The following is a 21,275-nucleotide window of genomic DNA, read 5'->3' on the forward strand; positions in this document are numbered from 1 at the left end:
TTTCGTTTTTCTTGCTTATAATCGAAAACGAAACCGATGAAAAGGCGCAAGCCGGCTAACGAAATCCGATGATTGGCGCGACCTTGACCCAGCCTTTTCAGGCCATGGCATGCGCTATTTCGGTGATGACGGTGAAAGCGGCGTCGACGTCCTCTGCCGTGGCATCGAACTGACCGACCTGGAAGCGGATTGCCACCCTCCCATCGACTTTCGTTTGCGTCAGGTAGATGCGGCCATCGTCGTTGATCGCATTGACCAGCCGCAGATTGTGCTCGTCGGCATCGGCGCCCGCTGCAGCCTTGTGCCGGAACGAAAACAGCGACAGCATCGGCTCGCTGACGATTTCGAAATCCGGCTCCCTTGCCAGACGCAGCGCAAGGCCTTCGCTCCAGGCAACATGGTTGCGGATCATGGTTCGCAGGTTTTCCAGTCCATGCGCGCGCAGCAGAAACCAAACTTTCAGCGCCCGGAAGCGCCGACCAAGCGGCACCGACCATTCGGAGTAGTTGATGATGCCGTCGCGGCCATGTGTCTTGAGAAATTCGGGCTTGATGGCCAGCGTACGGATCACGTCTTCCGGCTGCCGGATGAACTGCATCGAGCAATCGAACTGCGCGCCCAGCCATTTGTGGGGGTTGAAGACGATGGAATCAGCCAACTCAGCGCCGGCCCAGAAATGGCGAAATTCCGGGCAGATCATCGCCGACCCGGCCCAGGCGGCATCGACATGCAGGTAGAGCCCGTGCCGCCTGGCAATCTCCGCAACCGCTGCAATATCGTCCGTGCCGCCGGTGCTGGTGCCGCCGACGCTGGCGATGATGCCGGCGGGCAGCATGCCGGCCTCGCGATCGGCGACGATTGCCGCTTCGAGTGCGGCCGCTTCCATGGCGCGAAAACGGCCGGCGACCGGAATGCGCACGAGATTGTCCTCGCCTATCCCTGACACCCAGATCGCCCGATCGATCGAAGTGTGCACCTGGTCGGAGGAATAGATGCGCAACCGCCCCTGCCCGGCCAATCCTTTTTTGTTGCCTTGCCAGTCCAGCGCCCGCTCGCGCATGGTCAACACCGCGTTGAGTGTCGCCGACGAGGCCGAATCCTGGATGACGCCGGAGAAACCCTCCGGCAGGCCGAGCGCCTGGCGCATCCAGTCGACGGTCCGCATTTCAAGCTCGGTCGCCGCCGGCGACGTCTGCCAAAGCATGCATTGCGCGGCCATCGCCGACACCAGGTATTCAGCCACCACCGAGACGGGCGCCGCGTTGGCCGGAAAATAGGCGAAGAAGCGCGGGTGCTGCCAATGCGTCATCCCCGGCACGATCTTCTCTTCGAAGTCGGCGAAAATCCTGTCCATCGGCTCCGCGTCTTCGGGCGGCGACGCCTCTATGCTCCTGAAAATGTCGCCCGGCTCGACCAGCGGCCGCACCGGCCGCTCACGCAGATTATTGCGATAGTCGGCGCCCCAATCAGCGGCACGTTGCGACCATTGCCGGAAATCATCATTGTTCATCTTGTCCTCCCGACATGATCTTTCGCCGCCGGTGACGCGCCGGCTTTTGCGAATGGCGAGATATGCGGACTAGCCAGGAAAATCCGGCAGGCTGGCGAACGCCGTCTTCAGGGCATTCGACCATCCGTCGGAGATCGTGCGGTAATACTGGTCGTCCTGGGCGATCCGCTTTTTCAGACCAACCTGAAAGGCACCCTGTTCCAGGAAAAGCAGGTCGAGCGGCAGGCCGACCGACAGGTTCGACTTCAGCGTCGAATCGAACGACACCAGCAGCAGTTTCACCGTCTCGGCGAGGCTCATCGTCTTTTCGTAAGCGCGGATGATGATCGGCTTGCCGTATTTGGTTTCCCCGATCTGAAAGAACGGCGTGTCGTCAGTCGATTCGATGAAATTGCCTTCGGGATAGATCATGAACAGGCGCGGCGGGCTGCCCTTGATCTGCCCACCGAGGATGAAGGAGGCATTGAAATAGGAATCGGCTTTCTCGCCCGCTGGTGACGATTGCGCGATCACTTCCTTGACCGTGTCGCCGACCAGCCGCACCGTCTGGTACATGGATGGCGTTTCGAGCAGCTTCTCGTGGCGGTCGGTCACCGCCTTGGTGCGTTCGTCGAGCAGGCTGACCACGGCCTGCGTCGTCGCCAGATTGCCGGCCGACATCAAAACGATGACGCGCTCGCCCGGCTGCTCCCAGACGTGCATCTTCTTGAAGGTCGAGATAGAATCCATCCCGGCATTGGTGCGCGTGTCCGACATGAACACGAGCCCGCGATCGATCTTGAGGCCGACGCAATAGGTCATGGAATCTCTTGAGGCAGTAATCCCTGGGGGATTACTGCTCTACCGTGACGGCGACCGCAAGCAGTTCTTCCGCCTGTCCCAGTCGAATTCCCGACACCGGCGAAGCGTCACGGTAATCGCGGCCGGTGGCCACCTTCACATAGCGTTCGTCGGGAGAAATACCATTGGCGGGATCGAAGGCAACCCAGCCGAGGCCCGCGACATGGGCTTCGGCCCAGGCGTGGCTCGCCGCCTGCTTCACCGCCGCATCCATCATCAGATAGCCGCTGACATAGCGGGCCGGAAATCCCATGGCGCGTGCGGCGGCGGCAAAGATGTGGCTATGATCCTGGCAAACCCCGGTCTTCAGCATCAAGGCCTCTTCGGCCGGAGTCGTCGCATTGGTGGTTCCCGGCGTGTAGGCGACGCGCTCGCCGATGGCGGCCATCAGCCGGTGCAGCCTGTCAAGGTCGGTGCCCTTGCCGAGCGCCTCGGCAAGATCACGGATGCCGCCGCCTATGGTGGTCAAAGCGGTCTCCTGCGCGAACAACCAGAGTGGCGCGAAGCCTTGATGCGGCCCGCTGACACCTGATGTATCGCGCGTCACCACCTCGCCCAACGCTTCGACTGTGATGAAGTCGTGATCACCCTCGACGCTCAGCAGCCTGCTATCGTTGCCGTAATGGTCGGTAAATCGCACTTCCTCGCGCGCGCCCTCGACCTTCAGCGCCCAGGACAGCACGGTCTGGGTCGGCCCGCTCATGGGAAGCAGCCGTAGCCTCTGGAGCAAATACTGCACCGGTGCGTCGTAGCGGTATTCTGTCCGGTGCGTGATTTTCAGCCGCATGGCCATCTTCCGTTCGAGTGCATGATCCCTGGCGAAAGCCGGTACCCACCTTTCGCTGACGCGGTCCTTCGGTTCGGGATCATGTTTCAATAAAACCTGTAGTCTTGCGCGATCTCGTCGCCGAGCCTGGTGTTGTCGCGGATGAACCCGGCCAGGAACTCATGCAGGCCGGCGTCGAATATATCCTTGATCGACCCTGCCCTCAGCATCGCCTGCGTTTTTTCCGCCGTTGCGTGACACGCATGGCGCTCGCCATAGTCGTCGGAGAGAAATTTCAGATGTTCTGCCAGGAAACGGTAGCAGAAGGTCAGCGATCGCGGCATGCGGACGTTGAGGATCAGGTAGTCCGCGATATTGGTCGGCTTGTAGTCGGCGTCATAGACCCAGCGATAGGAGCGATGCGCCGACACCGAGCGCAGGATCGATTCCCACTGATAGTTGTCGAGCGTCGAGCCGACCCAGGAGATCGATGGCAGCAGCACGTAGTATTTCACGTCAAGGATGCGGGCGGTGTTGTCGGCGCGCTCGACATAGGTGCCGAGCTGCGAAAAGTCGAAAATCTCGTTGCGCAGCATGGTGCCGTAGAACGAGCCGCGGATCAGTGCGGTCTCGCGCTTGATCGCATCGAGCACGGTGGGCAGGTCGCGCTCGTCGATCGGCCTTGCTAGCATCCGTTTCAGCGCCATCCAGGCTTCGTTGATGCTCTCCCACGTCTCGCGCGTCAGCGCGGTGCGCACCATGCGCGCATTGTTGCGGGCAGTCTCGATCGACGACATCGTGCTCGATGGGTTCGACGTGTCGCGCAAAAGGAAGTCGGAGACATTGGCCGCCGTATAGTCCGGATATTTCTGCTTGAAGGCGACGTCGGAGCCGGCGCTGAGCAGCACCGAATTCCACTCCTCCGACGCGCTCTGGGTGCGAGTGAGCGCCATACGCAGCCCGGCGTCGACCAGCCGCGCCATGTTTTCGGCCCGCTCGATATAGCGGTTCATCCAATAAAGTCCGTTCGCGGTACGGCCGAGAAGCATGTCAGCTTGCCTTGATATCGAGCGAATAGCGAATAGGGAGTAGGGAGTAGGGAAGAATGGGTTTCATGATCGCTGCGTCCCCCCGCTCAGCTCAGTCATCCAGCACCCAAGTGTCTTTTGTCCCGCCGCCCTGAGAGGAATTCACCACCAGCGAGCCTTCCTTCAGCGCAACGCGCGTCAGCCCACCGGGCACGATCTGGATGCGATCGGACACCAGCACATAGGGCCTGAGATCGACGTGGCGCGGCGCCAGGCCCTTTTCAGTCAGGATCGGACAGGTCGAGAGCGCGAGCGTCGGCTGGGCGATGTAATTAGACGGTTTGGCTTGCAGCTTCTTGGCAAAATCCTGACATTCCTTCTTGGTCGCGGCCGGTCCGACCAGCATGCCGTAGCCACCCGAACCATGCACTTCCTTGATCACCAACTCGTGGATATGCTCGAGCACATATTTCAGGCTGTTCGGCTCCGAACAGCGCCAGGTCGGGATGTTGCCGAGGATTGCCTTGCGGCCGGTGTAGAATTCGACGATCTCGGGCATATAGGAATAGATCGCCTTGTCGTCGGCGATGCCGGTTCCCGGTGCGTTGGCGATGGTGATGTTACCGGCGCGATATACATCCATGATGCCGGGTATGCCGAGAGCTGAATCCGGCCTGAAGGTCAGCGGGTCCAGGAAAGAATCATCCACGCGGCGGTAAAGAACGTCGATCTGCTTGTAGCCTTCGGTCGTGCGCATCGCGACATGTCCATCGACGACGCGCAGATCCTGCCCCTCCACCAGCTGCACACCCATCTGGTCGGCAAGGAAGGCGTGTTCGAAATAGGCGGAATTGAAACTGCCGGGCGTCAGCACCGCGATGGTCGGCGCACCCTTGGTGTTCTGCGGCCGCACCGCCGCCAGCGACTGGCGCAACAACTGCGGATAATTCTCCACTGGCCGCACCTTGATCTTCTGGAACAGCTCGGGGAACAGTTGCATCATCGTTTCGCGGTTCTCCAGCATGTAGGAGACACCGGACGGCGTGCGCGCATTGTCCTCCAGCACATAGAACTCGTCCTCGCTGATACGCACGATGTCGACGCCGATGATGTGGGTATAGACTCCGGCCGGCGGCCGCACGCCGATCATTTCCGGCAGGAATGCCTCGTTCCTGGCGATCAGGTCCCTGGGAACGCGGCCGGCGCGAAGGATTTCCTGGCGATGGTAGATGTCGTCGAGGAAGGCGTTCAGCGCCTGTACGCGCTGCTCGATGCCTTGCGTCAGGCGACGCCACTCATTGCCTGAAATGATGCGGGGAACGATATCGAACGGGATCAGCCGCTCGGATGCTTCCTGCTCGCCATAAACGGCAAACGTGATGCCGGTCTTGCGGAAGACGCGTTCGGCGTCCTGCATCTTTTCGGTAAGTCTGGCTGGATCCTGCTCCTTCAGCCAGCGATCGTAAGCCGAATACGGTCGTCTAAGTCCGGAAACCTCCGGAAGCATTTCATCGAACGCTGCCAATCGCATACTCCCCTGTGACGCCATTTCACTGGCGTCGTTGGAGAAAATCAAGCGCAATCGGTGATTTGGGAGATCCGGACGATCAGTATGTTGCGGCTGCCTAAAATTGAGGCAGCTGAAATATGAGCTTGATCAGGCTCTGCCTCATGCCCGGGCAAATGCCCCGCGCTGCTAGAAGGCGCGGAAGGTGACGACGGTGAACGTGTCCTTGATACCGGGAAGAATCTGCACCTTCTCGTTGACGAAATGGCCGACGTCTTCCTCATCGTCGACATAGAATTTGGCGAGCAGATCGTAATTGCCGGCGGTGGAGTAGATTTCCGAGGCAATCTCGGCGTCGGCAAGCGCGCTGGCAACTTCATAGGATTTGCCCAGCTCGCATTTGATCTGCACGAAAAACGCCTTCATGGCTTCGTCCCGCTAACTTCCAGGTCCAGCGGCCCTTCTGGCAGACTGGGCGCGGCCTTTCAAGCGTTGGAATGCGCACTTAGCCGGCGCCTGCCTTGGCCGCGGCCTCGCGCAGCATGCTCTCTCCCTCAGGGTCCACGATGAGAGCTCCGCCCTAAAGGAAGCTTACGCGTAGGAATTCGCCGCGGCGGGACGAATATTGCCGCCCGCTGAAACCGTGAAGCGCCGCCACCCGTATGTTAGGATGCCTCCCGGAACAGCTTTTGCTGGAGGCGGCTTCTCGAGGGACGGTGGAGACAGGCCATGCGCCGCGGCTTTTTCGCATTCGCGTTCGTTTCGCTCATGCTGGCTTCCCAAGCGTTTGCCGGCGACGCCGAGATCAAGGCTGGCCAGGCCGTCATCGACGGTCAATTGAAGGCTCTCATCGCCAATGACGGCGCCAAGGCCTATAGCTTCGCCGCCCCGAACGTGAAGCAGGTCTTCCCGACCGTCGATGCCTTCATGAACATGGTGACCAACGGCTACCCACCGGTGCGCAAGCCGCAGTCCTATTCCTTCGGCAAGTTCGAGGAGACCGGCTCGGGTTCGATCGTCCAGCACGTGCTGATCGTCGGCCCCGACGGCAAGGACTACGAGGCGGTCTACACGCTGCAGCAACAGCCCGACGGCACCTTCCAGATCACCGGCTGCAGCCTGCGCGCTTCGAACTCGCTGAGCACCTGAACGCTGCAGCGTCGGTGCGTTACAACGCCGGGATGTCGCCTCTCGCCCAGCCTTCGCTGATATCGGCGCCGCGTGCCTCGAAGCTGCCCGCCTCGATCGCGGCCCGGATGTCCTGCATCAGCTTCTGGTAATAGGAAAGGTTGTTCCAGGTCAGCAGCATCGCCCCGAGCGCCTCCTGCGAGCGCACCAGATGGTGCAGATAGGCGCGCGAATAGTCGCGCGCCGCGGGGCAATCGCTCTCGTCGTCGAGCGGGCGCGGATCGTCGGCGTGGCGGGCGTTGCGCAGATTGACCTTGCCGCGCCTGGTATAGGCAAGACCATGCCGGCCGGCCCTCGTCGGCATCACGCAGTCGAACATGTCGATGCCGCGCGCCACCGATTTCAGGATATCGTCCGGCGTTCCCACGCCCATGAGATAGCGCGGCTTGTTGTCGGGCAGTTCCGGGCACGTAATGTCGAGCATGTCGAGCATCACTGCTTGCGGCTCGCCGACAGCCAGGCCGCCGACAGCATAGCCCTTCAGGTCCATCGCGCTCAGCGCCTGCGCCGAGCGCACCCTGAGCGCCGCGTTGTCACCACCCTGCACGATGCCGAACATCGCCTTGCCTGGCTGGTCGCCGAACGCCGCCTTGCAGCGCTCCGCCCAGCGTAGCGACAATTCCATGGCGCGCTCGATCTCTTTCATCTCGGCGGGCAGCGCCGTGCATTCGTCGAGCTGCATCTGGATGTCGGAATCGAGCAGCCCTTGAATTTCTATGGAGCGCTCCGGTGACATTTCATAAGCCGCGCCATCGATGTGCGAACGGAAGGTGACGCCTTTCTCGGTCAGCTTCCTTAGCTTCGACAGAGACATCACCTGGAATCCGCCGCTGTCGGTCAGGATCGGGTGCGGCCAGCGGGCGAATTCGTGCAGACCGCCGAGCCGCGCCACGCGCTCGGCCCCGGGCCGCAGCATCAGGTGATAGGTGTTGCCAAGGATGATGTCGGCGCCGACGCCGCGCACCTGGTCCATGTACATGGCCTTGACCGTGCCACCGGTGCCGACCGGCATGAAGGCCGGTGTGCGGATTTCGCCGCGCGGCATGTCGATCAAGCCGCGCCGCGCCTTGCCATCGGTCGCCAGCACCTTGAAGGTGAACGTCTCAGCCATTGAATTCCTTGTCGTGGACCGGCGCATCCGGCGCCTGCCTGTCGAGCGATTGGCGATATCGGATGCAGCCGCGCATGAATTTGGGCCAGGGGGGCACAGCGATCGACGGCTCGGTCTTTTCAGGCAGCAGGTCCCACAGATCGGGGTGATGCCAGCACAGATCGTGCCCTGTGGTGTCGCGGTGTGCGCGAATGCCGGCGCGCAGCTTTTTCACTTCCGCGATCAGGCTTTCGCGATCGAGGGTTTGCAGATCATCGTCCATCGCTCACCTCCGCTCGGTAAAGCAGGCTTGCGTCGCCATAGGAGTAGAACCTGTAGCGGTTCGTTATGGCATGCGCATAGGCGGCACGCATCGTGTCGAGGCCGCTGAAGGCCGAAACCAGCATGAACAGCGTCGAGCGCGGCAGATGGAAATTGGTCATCAGCATGTCGGCGGTGCGAAAGCGGTAGCCGGGCGTGATGAAGATGTCGGTCGGGCCTGACCATGGCGCCAGCGTGCCGTCTTCACGCGCCGCGCTCTCGAGCAGGCGCAGCGAAGTCGTACCCACGGCGATGATGCGCCCGCCCCTTGCCTTCGCGGCGTTGAGCGCATCGGCGGTCGCCGGGCTGACCGAGCCGATCTCGGCATGCATTTTGTGGTCGGCGGTGTCGTCCGCCTTCACAGGAAGGAACGTACCGGCGCCCACATGTAAGGTGACGAAGCGGCGCTCGACCCCCTTGGCGTCCAGCGCCGCAAAAAGCTCCGGCGTGAAATGCAGGCCAGCGGTAGGCGCGGCAACGGCACCTTCTTCCCGGGCATAGATGGTCTGGTAGTCGGCACGGTCGCGCTCGTCGTCATCGCGCTTCGAGGCGATGTAGGGCGGCAGCGGAATGTGGCCGACCGCGTGCAGCGCCTCGTCGAGGAAGGGACCGGATAGGTCAAAGCCGAGCAGCGCTTCGCCGCCCTCGCCCTTCTCGATCACCGTGGCATCGAGCTGGCCGAGGAAACAGGAATTGCCGTCATGGCCGAAATGGATGCGGTCGCCGGCGGCGATGCGCTTTCCCGGCCGCATGAACGCCAGCCAACGGTCTGGAGCCTTGCGCATGTGCAGCGTGGCCTCGACCTGCGCCACCGCCTCGCCGCGCCGCCTGATCCCTTTCAGCTGCGCTGGAACGACCTTGGTGTCGTTGAAGACCAGCACGTCGCCGGTGCGGAGCAAGGACGGCAGATCGCCAACCGTGCGGTCCTCCAGCCCCTTGCCCGGCTCGATGACGAGCATTTTGGCGCTGTCGCGCGGCTCTGCCGGGCGAAGCGCGATGCGCTCCTCCGGCAGGTCGAAATCGAAGAGGTCGACGCGCATCAGTACAGCCGAACGAGCAGCGCTCCGGCCAGCAGAAGCACGGCGCCGGCGATCCGGCCGAGCGAGATTTCGCGCACAGCGACACCGAGGAAGCCGACGCGGTCGATGAGCATGCCGGCGATCAACTGACCGGCCACCAGGAACGCCATCAGGGCGGCCGCACCAATGCGCGGCGTCAGGATAGTTGAAAGCGTGACGTAGAAGCCGCCGAGCATGCCGCCGGCGACGAACAACCAGGGTGCCGGCGCCTTCCAGTCGAGCGAAATCTCTTGCAGCTTCACCACCGTGACGGAGATGATGCCGAGTACGATCGCACCCGACAGGAACGAAAACGCGGCGGCCGCGACCGGGAGACCCAGGCCGCGCGCAAGCTGCGAATTGATCGGCGCCTGAATGGCAATGAAGGCGCCGGACAGGATGCCGAGAAGCGACCAGACGACGCCCATCATTGTCGTTCGCCTTACTTGACGTCGGCCGCGACCTTCAGCGACACGATCTTGTCGGGATCCTGCACCGGCTCGCCGCGCTTGATCTTGTCGATATTGTCCATGCCTTCGATGACCTGGCCCCAGACCGTGTACTGGCGGTTGAGGAACGCGGCATCGTCGAAGCAGATGAAGAACTGCGAGTTGGCCGAGTTCGGGTTCTGCGAACGGGCCATCGAGCAGGTGCCGCGGCCGTGGTTCGCGTTGGAGAATTCAGCCTTCAGGTCAGGCTTTTCAGAGCCGCCCATGCCGGCGCGCGATGGCGCAAACGAAGGCTTGCTCGAATTGCCGAACTTGACGTCGCCGGTCTGCGCCATGAAGCCTTCGATGACGCGATGGAAGACGACGCCGTCATAGGCGCCTTCGCGGGCCAGTTCCTTGATGCGGGCGACATGGCCGGGGGCCAAATCGGGAAACAGTTCGATGACGACCTCGCCCTTAGTCGTTTCCATGATGAGCGCGTTCTCGCGGTCCTTGATCTCGGCCATGTCAGATATCCTTTTGAAAAATTGAATTATTTGTCGGCGGCGATGCGCACTTTGATCATGCGGTCGGGATCGGTGACCGTGCCATTGTCCGCCTCGTCGCCCTTCTTGATCTTGTCCACCAGCTCCATGCCGCTGACGACATTGCCGATGATTGTGTACTGGCCATCGAGCGGCGGTGCCGGTGCGAACATGATGAAGAACTGCGAATTGGCGGAGTTCGGATCCTGCGAACGGGCCATGCCGACCACGCCACGCTTGTAATGCTCGGTCTGCGAGAATTCGGCCGGCAGGTCGGGCAGATCCGAGCCGCCGGTGCCGACGGCCTGGGCATTGAAACCCTTGTTCATGTTGCCGAACTTGACGTCGCCGGTCTGCGCCATGAAGCCGTCGATGACACGATGAAAAGCAACATTGTCATAGGCATGATCGCGCACCAGCTTCTTGATCTGTGCGACATGCTTGGGCGCCAGGTCGGGGCGCAGGGCGACAGTCACGTCGCCATCTTTCAGGGTGATGATCATGGTGTTTTCCGGATCGGCGGCATGAGCGGAAACGGACGCGGTCAAGAGACCGGCGAGCACAACAAAGAATGAGGCGAGCCTTTTGAGCTGCATGAGGATTTTCTCCGGGCTTATTTCGCGAATTTTGCGGTGAGCGCACCGGCCACGGCCGCCGGCACGAAGGGGCGGATGTCGCCACCCATCGAGGCTATCTGGCGCACAAGTGTGGCGGTAATGGTGCGCACCGATGGGCTGGCGGGCAGGAAAACCGTCTGCAACTCAGGCGCCATGGTTTCGTTCATGCCGGCCATCTGCATCTCGTAGTCGAGATCGGTGCCGTCGCGCAGACCGCGGATCATGATCGAGGCGCCTTCTCGTCTGGCGGCATCGATCACCAGCCCATCGAAAGCGACCACTTTGATGCGAGCGCCGTCGCGGCCGAATTCGGCTTTCGTGGCGGCTTCGATCAACCGCACCCGCTCTTCGAAGGAAAACAGCGGCTTCTTGCCCGGATGAATGCCGATCGCGGCATAAACGGTGTCGGCAACCGCCAGCGACGCTTTCAGCACATCGAGATGGCCGTTGGTCAGCGGGTCGAAGGAGCCGGCATAAAGGGCGATGCGTTCGGTCATGCGGGAGCTTCTAGCGAGCCTCTCTCACAAAGGCAAATCCGATTGGCAGGTGGCCCGTGAACCTTTTCCGGCACATGAACGACAGATGAATACGCTGATCACGCAGCCTTCACGCAGCGTTCACTAGGTTCCACCCTTAATAAGATGAAACCAAAGTCCCATATATCCGTTTGTAAGGCGCAGGAGAACACGCACATGCTGATCTACATGCTCGCCACCGCGATGACCGTCGCCATGCTGATCGCCACAGTATTCGGGCTGCACCAGGAGGCACAGCGCATCCGCGTCAAGGCAACCACCAAGCGCTTCGAAGGCTTTGGCTCGCGCAAGCCATATCGTCACTACTAAGTCAGTCCCGACTTGCTGCCACGCCGCCCATCGGCCGGCGTATGTCAAGCCTGCTCCAGGGACTATTCGGCGCTATCCGGACCGCTGTCCGACTCCGCGCCCACGGCCTCTTCCGTTTCCTCGTCCGATTGCGGCTCCGAAATCCGCTCGACCGAAACCACCTTTTCACCTTCAGCCGTGTTGAAGATGGTCACGCCCTTGGTGGCGCGGCTGGCGAAACGGATGCCGTTGACTGGCACCCGAATGACGGTGCCGCCGTCCGACACCAGCATGATCTGATCGTCGTTGCCGACCGGGAAGGTTGCCACCAACTGGCCGATTTCGGTTGCTTTCGAGACGTCGGTGGCGCGGATGCCCTTGCCGCCACGACCAGTCAGGCGGAAATCATAGGACGACGAACGCTTGCCGTAACCATATTCGGTCACCGTCAGCACGTACTGCTCGTGCGCCTTGAGGAATTCGTAGCGATCGTCTGGAAGCTCGGTCTCCTCGCCGATCTCCTCATTGGTGAGCGCGATCTCTTCTTCCTCTCCAGCCGTCTCGGCGGCAAGCCGCCGCTCCGACGCCGCCCGCTTGAGGTAAGCGGCGCGTTCCGCCGGTGAAGCATCGACATGCTCTATCACCGACATGGAGATGATGCGGTCGGTCGCGGCCATAGTTATGCCGCGCACGCCGACGGAGTTCCGGCTCTGGAAGACGCGCACGTCGCCGACCGAGAAGCGAATGCACTGACCCGAATTCGCCGTCAGAAGCACGTCGTCATTATCGGTGCAGGTCTCGACGCCGAGGATTTCGTCGCCCTCCTCCTCCAGCTTCATGGCGATCTTGCCGTTGCGGTTGACCTGTACGAAGTCGGACAGTTTGTTGCGGCGCACGGTGCCGCGCGTGGTGGCGAACATCACGTCGAGTTCGCCCCAGCTCGTCTCGTCCTCGGGCAGCGGCATGATCGTGGTGATGCGCTCGCCCTGCTCCAGCGGCAGCATATTGATCAGTGCCTTGCCGCGTGACTGTGGGTTGCCGATCGGCAGGCGCCAGACCTTTTCCTTGTAGACGATGCCGCGCGAGGAGAAGAACAGCACCGGCGTGTGCGTGTTGGCGACGAACAGCCGGGTGACGAAATCCTCTTCCTTGGTCGACATGCCGGAGCGGCCCTTGCCACCGCGGCGCTGCGCCCGGTACAGCGAAAGCGGCACGCGCTTGATGTAGCCGGAATGGCTCACCGTCACGACCATGTCCTCGCGCTGGATCAGGTCCTCGTCTTCCATGTCCGCGCCGCCGTCAGTGAGCTCGGTGCGGCGTGGCGTGCCGAACTCGTCGCGCACGGCGGCGAGTTCGTCCTTGACGATCTGCTGGATACGCGCGCGAGACGACAGGATGTCGAGGTAGTCCTTGATCTCGTCGCCGATCGTGTTCAACTCATCGGCGATTTCGTCGCGGCCGAGCGCGGTCAGGCGCTGCAGGCGCAGTTCGAGGATGGCGCGCGCCTGTTCCTCGGACAGATTGTAGGTGCCGTCCTCGTTGATGCGGTGGCGCGGATCGTCGATCAGAAGGATCAGCGATTCAACGTCACCCGAAGGCCAGCGCCGCTCCATCAACTGCTCGCGCGCCGTCTGCGGATCCGGCGCGGTACGTATAAGCTTGATCACTTCATCGATGTTGGCAACGGCGATGGCCAGACCAACCAGCACATGGGCGCGGTCGCGCGCCTTGCGGAGCAGGAACTTTGTCCGCCGGCTGATCACCTCCTCGCGGAAGGTGACGAAGGCCGTCAGCATGTCGATCAGGTTCAGCAGCTCCGGCTTGCCGCCGTTTAGCGCCACCATGTTGGCGCCGAAGGACGTCTGCAACGGCGTGAACCGGTAGAGCTGGTTGAGGACAACGTCGGCAACGGCGTCGCGCTTGAGCTCGATAACGACGCGATAACCCTGACGGTCGCTTTCGTCGCGGATGTCCGAAATGCCCTCGACGCGCTTGTCGCGCACCAGTTCGGCCATCTTCTCGATCATCGAGGCCTTGTTCACCTGGTAGGGAACCTCGGTGATGATGATCGATTCGCGGTCGTTGCCGCGCTGTTCGATGTTGACCTTGCCGCGCATGACGATGGAGCCGCGGCCGGTGGAATAGGCGCTATAGATGCCGGAGCGGCCAAGCACGATGCCGCCGGTCGGGAAATCGGGGCCTGGAATGATCTCCATCAGCGCCGGCAGGTCGATCGCCGGATTGTCGATGACGGCAATGGCGGCGTCGCAGACTTCACCGAGATTGTGCGGTGGGATGTTGGTGGCCATGCCGACGGCAATACCGCCCGAGCCGTTGACCAGCAGATTGGGAAAGCGCGCCGGCAGAACCTTCGGCTCGGTGTCCGAAGCATCATAAGTGTCCTGGAAATCGACGGTGTCCTTGTCGATATCCTCCAGAAGCTCGTGCGCGACCTTGGTCAGGCGCGATTCGGTATAGCGCATCGCCGCCGGCGGATCGCCATCGATCGAGCCGAAATTGCCTTGCCCGTCGATCAGCGGCACGCGCAGCGACCAATCCTGCGCCATGCGCACCAAGGCGTCATAGATCGAGGCATCGCCATGCGGATGGTATTTACCCATCACGTCGGCTACCGGACGCGCCGATTTCACATATTTGCGGTTCCAGTGGTAGCCGCTCTCATGCGCAGCATAGAGAATGCGGCGGTGCACCGGCTTCAGGCCATCGCGCACATCGGGCAACGCACGGCTGACGATCACGCTCATGGCGTAAGAGAGATAAGAACTCTGCATCTCCTCGATGATGGAGATGGGTTCAATGCCGGTAGGCCCGCCGTCGGCGCCGCGCGGTGTCTTTTGGTCGGTCAAATCGTATCACAATCTAATCAGGAATCACTGCCCGCTTATATAGGAAGCACGGCCGAAACTCCAACGTTCACGGCGCTTTTCCAGTGTCATTTTCGGTGGTAATTTCAAAAGGATACCGCTAATTGCGACGATATGGCCATTATGCTTTTCGCCGCCGCCAAGGCAAAAGCCGGCAATGGACCAACTCCCCAAGCAAAAGCCGCGATCACCATGAATTGGAGCCTATGGCTGCCTTTCCGGGCGCTGAGCGGCTGGCAGGCCCGGGATCTCAATGGTGACCTGATCGCGGGCGTGACACTGGCCGCGATCGCTATTCCCGAACAGATGGCGACAGCCAGGCTCGGCGGTTTTGCTCCAGAGCTCGGCTTTTTCGCCTTTGTCGCCGGTTCGGTGGCGTTTGCCCTGTTCGGCGCCAATCGCCACCTTTCGGCGGGCGCGGATTCGACGGTCACGCCACTGTTTGCCGGCGGCCTCGCCATGCTGGCCGACCATGGACTGATGCCGCGGGTGTGACGCGATTTTTCAGCCGCGGCCCGCGCGCCTGGCGCGATAGCGGCCCGGCGTCTCGCCCATGACACGCCGAAACCGGCGATTGAACGTCGACAGATCGTTGAAGCCGGCCTCGAAAGCAATTGCCGAGATGGCATCGTTGGACGTGCGCAATCGCACCGCTGCGCGATGCAACCGGGTCCTGAGCAGGTACTGATAGGGCGTCATGCCGGCGACCTGCCGGAAGATGCGCAGGAAATGATAGGGACTGGTCGCGGTCTCATCCGCCAACGCCGGAAGCGAGATCGGCCCGTCGGCATCCAGTTCGATCCGCCGCACCGCCTCGGCAACCCTTTTCTGGTCGCGGCGGCTTGGATCGCACCCGGCATGCGTGTCGCCGGAGAGCGTTGCCACGGCGGCACCCGCGACGCGCAGGGCGAGTTCCTCGAATGCGTCCGTGTCGGCCATGTCGCGCGCGGCTTCCGCCTCGGCCAGCAGCGGCGCCAAGGCCTGTAACGGCGGCAGGCGTGGCGCCGCGAAGCTGAGCGTCCTGGCGCCCGGCACGTCGGCCACGATCCGGTCCATATAGGCCGACCCGAAATGGAAGGAGAGGCAACGGTCGCCATTGCCGTGCTCGTGCCCGCATTCGTAGCATGTGCCGGAATTGCCGAGCAGGAGGCTGCCTGGCGCGAGCACTGCCGTGCCTTGCTGCGCGCGGTAGCGGAACGAGCCGCTGGTGACGGCCGCAACGCAGAAATCCCGATGCGCTTCCTCGAATGGCCGATCGCCGGCGCTGGCCGTGCAGATTACATCCGCCACGTGCCAACCGGGTCCGGATGCAAGGGTATCCGCGGTCGCCGTCATAGCCAAAATATAGCAATTTTTCCCAAGCCCAGAACCCTGCCAGCACTTATTGTTGGCGATCTCCTGACAAGAAGAGGCCGCTGCCGTGTTCGACCAATCCTCATTTGCCGAAGCCTTGCACAGTCCCGGACCGATGGAAGGTCTCGCCGAAAAACTGAACCTTTATGGCCGCTTCGTCGGTGCCTGGACGTTCGACGCCTCGCGCCATCTCGAGGACGGCACGGTGCTGACCGGACGTGGCGAGGTGCATTTCGGCTGGGTTCTGGAAGGCCGGGCGATCCAGGATGTCTGGATCCTGCCCGCCCGTGACGCCGGTTCCTCGCCGTCGCTCGGCAAATGGACTTTTTATGGCACGACGCTGCGGGTCTATGACCCCGGCGTCGACGCCTGGCACATTTTCTGGAGCGACCCGCGCAACCAGTATTTCAGCCGCCAGCTCGGCCGCGCCGAAGGCGACACCATCGTGCAGGTCGGCGCCGATGACACCGGCTCCTCGGTGCGCTGGAGCTTTTCGCGGATCACCGAAAATTCCTTCCGATGGCTCGGCGAACGTTCACAGGACGATGGTGCGACATGGCGGCCCGAGGTGGAATTCCTGGCGCACCGATCAGCAAGAAGTTGACACCGCAAAGCATTGTAAGAATGGAGAAAACGATGTTCAATCATATCTCGATCGGCGTTCGCGACGTCACCGCCTCCAAACGTTTCTACGATGCCGCGCTAATGCCGCTCGGCTTCACTTGCGTCAGCCAATCGCCGGGTTCGCTCGGCTATGGCGCCCTGGGTGTCGCGCTATGGGTCAATGAGGCGGCGCGGCCGGTGCCGGCGGACGAAAAATCCGGCCTGCATTTCTGCTTCGCGGCGCCGACACGGGATAGCGTCGATGCCTTTCATGCCGGAGCGTTGCGCGAAGGCGGTAGCGACAATGGCGCGCCGGGCCTGCGCGCCGACTATGGCGAGAACTACTACGCGGCCTTCGTCGTCGATCCGGACGGCTATCGCCTGGAGGCCTATTGCGGCACTGCCGGCTAACCGTCGAGAGCTGTAGTTTCGCAGTCCTGACAGTTCCCACCGACCGGGCTTTGCACTACCAATGCGGGTACGGGCCTGGCCCGGTGGGAGGGTCAGCGATGCCGAGTTTCGACAGCCTGTTCAATGCCTTCGTCACCATTCTCGTGACCATCGATCCGCCCGGCCTGGCGCCTCTGTTCCTGGCCGTCACACGCGGCATGAATCGCGAGGAGCGCAGCCAAGTTTCCGTCCGTGCCTCGATCATCGGTTTTCTGGTGATGGCGTTGTTTGCGCTGGCCGGCGCCTCTATCCTGTCGGTGTTCGGCATCACCCTGCCGGCGTTCCGCGTCGCCGGCGGGTTCCTGCTGTTCTTCATCGCCTTCGAAATGGTCTTCGAGCGCCGGCAGGACCGCAAGGAGAAGATCGGCGACGTCGCCATCACCAAGGACATGATCCACAACATCGCCGCCTTCCCGCTGGCGATCCCACTGATCGCCGGGCCTGGCGCGATTTCAGCGACGGTGCTGCTCTCCGGCTCGTTTCAGGGCTTTGCCGCGCAGGCGGCCCTGGTCGGCATCATTTTCGTCTGCCTCGTCATAACCTATCTGGTGTTCGTGCTGTCGGAACGCATCGACCGCATCCTCGGCCAGACCGGCCGCTCGATCCTGACCCGCCTGCTCGGGGTTATCCTGGCGGCACTGGCCGTGCAGTTCGTGGCAGATGGCATCAAGGCGCTGATGGTCTCGTAGGCCGCTTATTTCGAGGTCGTATCGATGACTTCAAAGTCGTGGGTAATCGTCGCGGTCTTGGCCAGCATGGCGGAGGCCGAGCAGTATTTTTCGATCGAAAGGTCGATTGCCCGCTTGACCTTGTCGCTGGACAGCGCCCGGCCCTTGACGATGAAATGCATATGGATGCGGGTGAACACTTTGGGATCGGCCTCGGAGCGGTCGGAATCGAGCTCGACCACGCAATCATCGACCGCCTCGCGCCCCTTCTCGAGGATGTGCACGACGTCATAAGCCGAGCAGCCGCCGGTGCCGATCAGCACCAGCTCCATCGGGCTCGGTCCCGGCGTCTTGCCCTCCGGGCTGGACGCCGTGCCCATCACGACCTTGTGGCCGCTGCCGGATTCGCCGACAAAGGTGCGCTCCTCGACCCATTTGACACGTGCCTTCATCGCTCCGTCCTTTCAGTCGTTGATCGCGCCGACTATCGGCTCAAATCAACAATGCAAAACCCCGAAAGTCCGTGCAGGACCCTCGGGGCATCTCAAGCAACAAGCATTCGCCGTTTGGTATGGCTTCCGATCAGAACGGTATCTCGTCGTCCAGCTCGCGCGACGAGCCACCGCCACCGCCCCCTTTGGAGCCGCCACCGCCGCCACGGCTAAAACCTTCGTTCGGGCTCGACTGGCCGAAATCGGAACCACGGCTGCTGCCGCCACCGCTGTAGCCGCCGACCTGACCGCCCTCACCTTGGCCGCGCGCGTCGAGCATCTGCAGTTCGCCACGGAATTTCTGCAGCACGACTTCGGTCGTGTATTTGTCGGCACCGGTCTGGTCCTGCCATTTGCGCGTCTGCAACTGGCCCTCGACATAAACCTTCATGCCCTTCTTCAGATATTGCTCGGCCACCTTGGCAATGCCCTCATTGAAGATGACGACATTGTGCCACTCGGTCTTTTCCTTGCGCTCGCCGGAATTCTTGTCGCGCCAGCTTTCCGAGGTGGCGATGCGGATGTTGACGACCGGCTCGCCCGAATTCAGGCGGCGGATTTCAGGGTCCGCGCCGAGATTGCCGACCAGAATGACCTTATTGACGCTACCCGCCATGATATTTCTCCGCGCTCATCCGAAACAAATTTTTGTCGCAGCACCTTACAGGCTGCCGATATTGGCCGCCTGCCAAGGCTGGCTTTTCCCACAAGGTTTTTGTTCCCTTTTCGTTCCTATATGCACTGCCCCCAATTGTCAAGGAATGGCAGCAATGCCCGAACGCTGCATATGGGTCTCAAAACAGTGCTTGCCAAATCGATAAGTATCGACTTATGCTTTCGTCATGATCGAAGCAGAGATTTTCCGCGCCTTGGCCGACCCGACGCGCCGCGCCGTCTTCGAGCGTCTCGCGGCGAGCGAGATGAGCGTGTCGGAACTGCGCAGCGGCCTCACGGTGTCGCAGCCGGCCGTCTCCCAGCATCTGGCGGTGTTGCGCGGCGCTGGCCTGGTGGTCGAGCGGCGGGCCGGCCGCAACGCCTATTATCGCGCCGATCCGCAGGGGCTTGCCCCGCTGCTCTCCTGGATTGAACGCTATCGGACGTTCTGGCCGGAACGCATTGAAAAACTGAAGGCCGTTTTGAAGGACATGGATCAATGAAAGACGGGCGATCAATGAAAGACGGGCGATCAATGAAAGACGCAAACCAAACCCAGGTCGCTCCAGAGGCGCTCGAATTCGAATACGACCTTGCCGAGCCGCCGGAAAAAGTGTGGCGGGCGCTGACCGTGCCGGAATTGCTCGCCGCCTGGATGATGCCGAACGACATCAGTCCGCGGACCGGCAGCCGCTTTGCCTTCGCCGGGCCTGACGCGCCGATCGAATGCGAGATCCTCGGCGCCGAGCCCGAGCGCCTGCTGCGCTATTCCTGGCGGGAGCAGTCCGACAATGCGGCGCAACCGCTCGACAGCACCGTCACCTTCACACTCGCCCGTACCGTTTCCGGCGGCACGCATCTGCGCATCGTCCATGACGGCTTTGCCCGCAAGGCGATGCCCGCTGTTGCGATGGCGGGGGCCGGCTGCCGGCTTTCGCTGCGCGGGGCCGGAAAGCCTATTGCCGCGAACACACCACGCCTTCTGCTGCCGCGCGCGGCCTGAACACGGAAATCGGAGAAGAGAAATGAGTGGTGTTGCCAGCCTTGTGCCGATGGTGATCGAGCAATCGAGCCGCGGCGAACGTGCCTTCGACATTTTTTCGCGACTGCTGCGCGAGCGCATCGTCTTCATCAACGGCGAGATCAACGACGACGTCTCGGCGCTGGTCTGCGCGCAGCTTTTGTCGCTGGAATCGGACAATCCCGAGAAGGAGATCTCGCTCTACATCAACTCGCCGGGCGGAATGGTGACCAGCGGCTTCGCCATCTACGACACGATGCAATATATCAGCTGCCCGGTCTCGACCGTGTGCATGGGCTTTGCCGCATCGATGGGATCGTTCCTGCTGATGGCAGGCTCGGCCGGGCGCCGCATCGCGCTGCCGAACGCCACCATCCTGCTGCATCAGCCGCTGGGCGGCTTCCAGGGCCAGGCTTCCGACATCCAGCGGCACGCCGAACGCATCGGCCAGACCAAACGCCATATGACCGAACTCTACGCCCAGCATTGCGGCCGCAGCTATGAAGAGGTCGAACGCACGCTCGACCGCGACCATTTCATGACTGCCCGCGAGGCCCAGGCATGGGGCATTGTCGACCATGTTTTCGACACCCGCAAGAAAGCGGCGTGAGGCAGAGCCCCAGATCAAATCCTGCTAGGTGTCGAAGATTTGACGATATCGGTCTGGTTCCGGTGGCGGCAGGTCCCTATAAAAGAGGAATGACCGACACTCATCGACCCAGAACATCGCACCGTGTCACCGGCGCCATGGTGCTCGCAATCGTCGGCCTTGCGTCCAGTTCGGCACTTGCCGACGACGCTTCATCGTCAGCGCAAAAGAGCGCCCTGCCCGGCGTGGCCGGCGACTATCGCATCGCCAAGCCGGCTCCGGTGCCCGAACCCGACGACGCGTTCCCCAGCAGCGGCAATGGGCAGTTCAAGATCGGCAATACGGATGTCAGGATTTCCGGCAGCATCACGGTCGATGTCGGAGTTGGCGGGATCAAGCCGCCAAGGTAGGCCGAGGTCGGAGGCCTGCGAACTCAAGCCCCGCCCAAAAACAGCCCCGCCGTGCCTTGGGCAAACGGACGGGGCTTTTTGTTGGATTCTTAATCCATGCTTGCCGGGAGTGTACTGCCGGTGTTTGATTTCAGATGCTTCGCGGCATTCAGCCGACGATCCGACCAATAGTCTCTGATTTTGACGAATACGGCAGGTCACGGTTTGTCGGGTGGCGCAAACGCCTGCTCTGGCACTTATGCCTGCCGCGGCTCCAGTGACAACTGAAGCCCTGGGGGACTATCCGGTGGCGTCATGCTCCGCTCCTGTGTCCGTTGCGACATCGTCGTGGCGAAGCGCAAATCGCAAATGCCTGCGGCGTCTCGCAGGCCGCCTTGGGGCGGCGAGGCCATCGAAAGACGGCCAGCTTCGCTGACTTCCGAAGACTGC

General features: G+C 62.0%; 26 protein-coding genes and 1 pseudogene. 10 read left to right on the forward strand and 17 right to left on the reverse strand.

Annotated features, from left to right (window positions below):
* Positions 1-97 precede the first annotated feature (97 nt).
* From FJ960_RS02825 to FJ960_RS02850, 6 genes are all read right to left on the reverse strand, one after another.
* Positions 98-1,510 carry an aspartate aminotransferase family protein gene (locus FJ960_RS02825; RefSeq protein WP_140711720.1) on the reverse strand — a complete coding sequence of 471 codons (1,413 nt, stop codon included), beginning with the start codon at positions 1,508-1,510 and terminating at the stop codon, positions 98-100.
* Positions 1,511-1,579: 69 nt separating this feature from the next.
* Positions 1,580-2,311 (reverse strand): peptidase, encoded by a 732-nt coding sequence (locus FJ960_RS02830; protein ID WP_027144963.1) that lies wholly within the window; start codon positions 2,309-2,311, stop codon positions 1,580-1,582.
* Between the two features lie 31 nt (positions 2,312-2,342).
* Positions 2,343-3,137: a transglutaminase family protein gene (locus FJ960_RS02835; protein ID WP_140711722.1), complete on the reverse strand. Its 795-nt coding sequence runs from the start codon at positions 3,135-3,137 to the stop codon at positions 2,343-2,345.
* Positions 3,138-3,223: 86 nt separating this feature from the next.
* Complete coding sequence (locus FJ960_RS02840; protein WP_140503757.1) at positions 3,224-4,165, reverse strand: alpha-E domain-containing protein; 942 nt, start codon at positions 4,163-4,165, stop codon at positions 3,224-3,226.
* 91 nt (positions 4,166-4,256) lie between these two features.
* On the reverse strand, positions 4,257-5,669 hold the full coding sequence (locus FJ960_RS02845; protein ID WP_181174135.1) for a circularly permuted type 2 ATP-grasp protein: 1,413 nt from the start codon (positions 5,667-5,669) through the stop codon (positions 4,257-4,259).
* A 171-nt stretch (positions 5,670-5,840) separates the two neighbouring features.
* Positions 5,841-6,077 carry an Lrp/AsnC family transcriptional regulator gene (locus tag FJ960_RS02850; RefSeq protein ID WP_010909609.1) on the reverse strand — a complete coding sequence of 79 codons (237 nt, stop codon included), beginning with the start codon at positions 6,075-6,077 and terminating at the stop codon, positions 5,841-5,843.
* A gap of 303 nt (positions 6,078-6,380) precedes the next feature.
* Here FJ960_RS02850 and FJ960_RS02855 point away from each other — a divergent pair, with 303 nt between their 5' ends.
* Positions 6,381-6,800: a DUF4864 domain-containing protein gene (locus tag FJ960_RS02855; RefSeq protein WP_140503751.1), complete on the forward strand. Its 420-nt coding sequence runs from the start codon at positions 6,381-6,383 to the stop codon at positions 6,798-6,800.
* Between the two features lie 19 nt (positions 6,801-6,819).
* Here FJ960_RS02855 and tgt read toward each other — a convergent pair whose 3' ends face one another.
* The 7 genes from tgt to coaD are packed head-to-tail and all read right to left on the reverse strand — an operon-like array spanning position 6,820 to position 11,395.
* Positions 6,820-7,950: a tRNA guanosine(34) transglycosylase Tgt gene (gene tgt / locus FJ960_RS02860; protein WP_140503749.1), complete on the reverse strand. Its 1,131-nt coding sequence runs from the start codon at positions 7,948-7,950 to the stop codon at positions 6,820-6,822.
* Positions 7,943-8,212: a hypothetical protein gene (locus FJ960_RS02865; RefSeq protein ID WP_027144957.1), complete on the reverse strand. Its 270-nt coding sequence runs from the start codon at positions 8,210-8,212 to the stop codon at positions 7,943-7,945. The genes tgt and FJ960_RS02865 overlap by 8 nt, the downstream gene beginning before the upstream one ends.
* On the reverse strand, positions 8,202-9,290 hold the full coding sequence (gene queA, locus FJ960_RS02870) for a tRNA preQ1(34) S-adenosylmethionine ribosyltransferase-isomerase QueA (protein ID WP_140711726.1): 1,089 nt from the start codon (positions 9,288-9,290) through the stop codon (positions 8,202-8,204). Before queA ends, FJ960_RS02865 begins: the two co-directional genes overlap by 11 nt.
* Positions 9,290-9,739, reverse strand: coding sequence for a DMT family transporter (locus FJ960_RS02875; protein WP_140503745.1), 450 nt, complete (start codon positions 9,737-9,739; stop codon positions 9,290-9,292). Before FJ960_RS02875 ends, queA begins: the two co-directional genes overlap by 1 nt.
* Before the next feature lie 11 nt (positions 9,740-9,750).
* On the reverse strand, positions 9,751-10,263 hold the full coding sequence (locus tag FJ960_RS02880; protein WP_140711728.1) for a peptidylprolyl isomerase: 513 nt from the start codon (positions 10,261-10,263) through the stop codon (positions 9,751-9,753).
* 26 nt (positions 10,264-10,289) lie between these two features.
* Positions 10,290-10,877, reverse strand: coding sequence for a peptidylprolyl isomerase (locus FJ960_RS02885; protein ID WP_140503741.1), 588 nt, complete (start codon positions 10,875-10,877; stop codon positions 10,290-10,292).
* A 17-nt stretch (positions 10,878-10,894) separates the two neighbouring features.
* The gene (coaD, locus tag FJ960_RS02890) at positions 10,895-11,395 is read right to left on the reverse strand and encodes a pantetheine-phosphate adenylyltransferase (protein ID WP_127281064.1); all 501 of its coding nucleotides are present in this window, start codon (positions 11,393-11,395) and stop codon (positions 10,895-10,897) included.
* Between the two features lie 195 nt (positions 11,396-11,590).
* Between coaD and FJ960_RS02895 the strand changes: the two genes are divergently transcribed.
* Entirely contained in the window at positions 11,591-11,743 is a 153-nt protein-coding gene (locus tag FJ960_RS02895; protein WP_084636784.1) for a hypothetical protein, read from the forward strand.
* A 62-nt stretch (positions 11,744-11,805) separates the two neighbouring features.
* Here FJ960_RS02895 and gyrA read toward each other — a convergent pair whose 3' ends face one another.
* Positions 11,806-14,589: a DNA gyrase subunit A gene (gene gyrA / locus FJ960_RS02900; protein WP_140711730.1), complete on the reverse strand. Its 2,784-nt coding sequence runs from the start codon at positions 14,587-14,589 to the stop codon at positions 11,806-11,808.
* Positions 14,590-14,799: 210 nt separating this feature from the next.
* Between gyrA and FJ960_RS02905 the strand changes: the two are divergent.
* A pseudogene (locus tag FJ960_RS02905) lies at positions 14,800-15,075 on the forward strand (SulP family inorganic anion transporter); the annotation flags it as partial.
* Between the two features lie 36 nt (positions 15,076-15,111).
* Here FJ960_RS02905 and FJ960_RS02910 read toward each other — a convergent pair.
* Positions 15,112-15,942: an AraC family transcriptional regulator gene (locus FJ960_RS02910; RefSeq protein ID WP_140503736.1), complete on the reverse strand. Its 831-nt coding sequence runs from the start codon at positions 15,940-15,942 to the stop codon at positions 15,112-15,114.
* An 85-nt stretch (positions 15,943-16,027) separates the two neighbouring features.
* Between FJ960_RS02910 and FJ960_RS02915 the strand changes: the two genes are divergently transcribed.
* From FJ960_RS02915 to FJ960_RS02925, 3 genes are all read left to right on the forward strand, one after another.
* Positions 16,028-16,564, forward strand: coding sequence for a hypothetical protein (locus FJ960_RS02915; RefSeq protein WP_140711732.1), 537 nt, complete (start codon positions 16,028-16,030; stop codon positions 16,562-16,564).
* Positions 16,565-16,596: 32 nt separating this feature from the next.
* The gene (locus FJ960_RS02920) at positions 16,597-16,974 is read left to right on the forward strand and encodes a VOC family protein (protein ID WP_140503732.1); all 378 of its coding nucleotides are present in this window, start codon (positions 16,597-16,599) and stop codon (positions 16,972-16,974) included.
* Between the two features lie 98 nt (positions 16,975-17,072).
* Positions 17,073-17,702 (forward strand): MarC family protein, encoded by a 630-nt coding sequence (locus FJ960_RS02925; protein WP_140503730.1) that lies wholly within the window; start codon positions 17,073-17,075, stop codon positions 17,700-17,702.
* A gap of 5 nt (positions 17,703-17,707) precedes the next feature.
* Here FJ960_RS02925 and FJ960_RS02930 read toward each other — a convergent pair whose 3' ends face one another.
* Together FJ960_RS02930 and FJ960_RS02935 are read right to left on the reverse strand one after the other, a co-directional pair.
* Positions 17,708-18,133 (reverse strand): OsmC family protein, encoded by a 426-nt coding sequence (locus FJ960_RS02930; RefSeq protein WP_140711734.1) that lies wholly within the window; start codon positions 18,131-18,133, stop codon positions 17,708-17,710.
* A 130-nt stretch (positions 18,134-18,263) separates the two neighbouring features.
* A complete protein-coding gene (locus FJ960_RS02935; protein ID WP_027144945.1) occupies positions 18,264-18,788 on the reverse strand; it encodes a single-stranded DNA-binding protein in 525 nt (174 codons plus the stop codon).
* A 226-nt stretch (positions 18,789-19,014) separates the two neighbouring features.
* Here FJ960_RS02935 and FJ960_RS02940 point away from each other — a divergent pair, with 226 nt between their 5' ends.
* The 4 genes from FJ960_RS02940 to FJ960_RS02955 all read left to right on the forward strand — a co-directional run bounded on the left by FJ960_RS02940 (position 19,015) and on the right by FJ960_RS02955 (position 20,846).
* Entirely contained in the window at positions 19,015-19,329 is a 315-nt protein-coding gene (locus FJ960_RS02940) for a metalloregulator ArsR/SmtB family transcription factor (protein WP_140503724.1), read from the forward strand.
* A 32-nt stretch (positions 19,330-19,361) separates the two neighbouring features.
* Positions 19,362-19,829 (forward strand): SRPBCC domain-containing protein, encoded by a 468-nt coding sequence (locus FJ960_RS02945; protein WP_140711736.1) that lies wholly within the window; start codon positions 19,362-19,364, stop codon positions 19,827-19,829.
* Between the two features lie 22 nt (positions 19,830-19,851).
* A complete protein-coding gene (locus tag FJ960_RS02950) occupies positions 19,852-20,457 on the forward strand; it encodes an ATP-dependent Clp protease proteolytic subunit (protein WP_140503719.1) in 606 nt (201 codons plus the stop codon).
* A 137-nt stretch (positions 20,458-20,594) separates the two neighbouring features.
* A complete protein-coding gene (locus tag FJ960_RS02955; protein ID WP_140503962.1) occupies positions 20,595-20,846 on the forward strand; it encodes a hypothetical protein in 252 nt (83 codons plus the stop codon).
* The last annotated feature ends 429 nt before the right edge of the window (positions 20,847-21,275 follow it).

Origin of the sequence: Mesorhizobium sp. B2-3-11, assembly GCF_006442215.1 — a bacterium.
Taxonomy (GTDB): Bacteria; Pseudomonadota; Alphaproteobacteria; order Rhizobiales; family Rhizobiaceae; genus Mesorhizobium; species Mesorhizobium salmacidum.

Excerpts from the sequence above, each read along its gene's own strand:
- FJ960_RS02945 (WP_140711736.1), top strand. The coding sequence starts at position 19,362 with ATGAAAGACGCAAACCAAACCCAGGTCGCTCCAGAGGCGCTCGAATTC.
- FJ960_RS02895 (WP_084636784.1), top strand. The coding sequence starts at position 11,591 with ATGCTGATCTACATGCTCGCCACCGCGATGACCGTCGCCATGCTGATC.
- FJ960_RS02885 (WP_140503741.1), bottom strand. The coding sequence starts at position 10,877 with ATGCAGCTCAAAAGGCTCGCCTCATTCTTTGTTGTGCTCGCCGGTCTC.
- FJ960_RS02940 (WP_140503724.1), top strand. The coding sequence starts at position 19,015 with ATGATCGAAGCAGAGATTTTCCGCGCCTTGGCCGACCCGACGCGCCGC.
- FJ960_RS02910 (WP_140503736.1), bottom strand. The coding sequence starts at position 15,942 with ATGACGGCGACCGCGGATACCCTTGCATCCGGACCCGGTTGGCACGTG.
- queA (WP_140711726.1), bottom strand. The coding sequence starts at position 9,290 with ATGCGCGTCGACCTCTTCGATTTCGACCTGCCGGAGGAGCGCATCGCG.
- FJ960_RS02835 (WP_140711722.1), bottom strand. The coding sequence starts at position 3,137 with ATGCGGCTGAAAATCACGCACCGGACAGAATACCGCTACGACGCACCG.
- FJ960_RS02840 (WP_140503757.1), bottom strand. The coding sequence starts at position 4,165 with ATGCTTCTCGGCCGTACCGCGAACGGACTTTATTGGATGAACCGCTAT.
- FJ960_RS02865 (WP_027144957.1), bottom strand. The coding sequence starts at position 8,212 with ATGGACGATGATCTGCAAACCCTCGATCGCGAAAGCCTGATCGCGGAA.
- coaD (WP_127281064.1), bottom strand. The coding sequence starts at position 11,395 with ATGACCGAACGCATCGCCCTTTATGCCGGCTCCTTCGACCCGCTGACC.
- FJ960_RS02925 (WP_140503730.1), top strand. The coding sequence starts at position 17,073 with ATGCCGAGTTTCGACAGCCTGTTCAATGCCTTCGTCACCATTCTCGTG.
- FJ960_RS02880 (WP_140711728.1), bottom strand. The coding sequence starts at position 10,263 with ATGGCCGAGATCAAGGACCGCGAGAACGCGCTCATCATGGAAACGACT.
- FJ960_RS02855 (WP_140503751.1), top strand. The coding sequence starts at position 6,381 with ATGCGCCGCGGCTTTTTCGCATTCGCGTTCGTTTCGCTCATGCTGGCT.
- FJ960_RS02935 (WP_027144945.1), bottom strand. The coding sequence starts at position 18,788 with ATGGCGGGTAGCGTCAATAAGGTCATTCTGGTCGGCAATCTCGGCGCG.
- FJ960_RS02850 (WP_010909609.1), bottom strand. The coding sequence starts at position 6,077 with ATGAAGGCGTTTTTCGTGCAGATCAAATGCGAGCTGGGCAAATCCTAT.
- FJ960_RS02930 (WP_140711734.1), bottom strand. The coding sequence starts at position 18,133 with ATGAAGGCACGTGTCAAATGGGTCGAGGAGCGCACCTTTGTCGGCGAA.
- FJ960_RS02920 (WP_140503732.1), top strand. The coding sequence starts at position 16,597 with ATGTTCAATCATATCTCGATCGGCGTTCGCGACGTCACCGCCTCCAAA.
- tgt (WP_140503749.1), bottom strand. The coding sequence starts at position 7,950 with ATGGCTGAGACGTTCACCTTCAAGGTGCTGGCGACCGATGGCAAGGCG.
- FJ960_RS02830 (WP_027144963.1), bottom strand. The coding sequence starts at position 2,311 with ATGACCTATTGCGTCGGCCTCAAGATCGATCGCGGGCTCGTGTTCATG.
- FJ960_RS02950 (WP_140503719.1), top strand. The coding sequence starts at position 19,852 with ATGAGTGGTGTTGCCAGCCTTGTGCCGATGGTGATCGAGCAATCGAGC.
- FJ960_RS02825 (WP_140711720.1), bottom strand. The coding sequence starts at position 1,510 with ATGAACAATGATGATTTCCGGCAATGGTCGCAACGTGCCGCTGATTGG.
- FJ960_RS02875 (WP_140503745.1), bottom strand. The coding sequence starts at position 9,739 with ATGATGGGCGTCGTCTGGTCGCTTCTCGGCATCCTGTCCGGCGCCTTC.
- FJ960_RS02955 (WP_140503962.1), top strand. The coding sequence starts at position 20,595 with ATGGTGCTCGCAATCGTCGGCCTTGCGTCCAGTTCGGCACTTGCCGAC.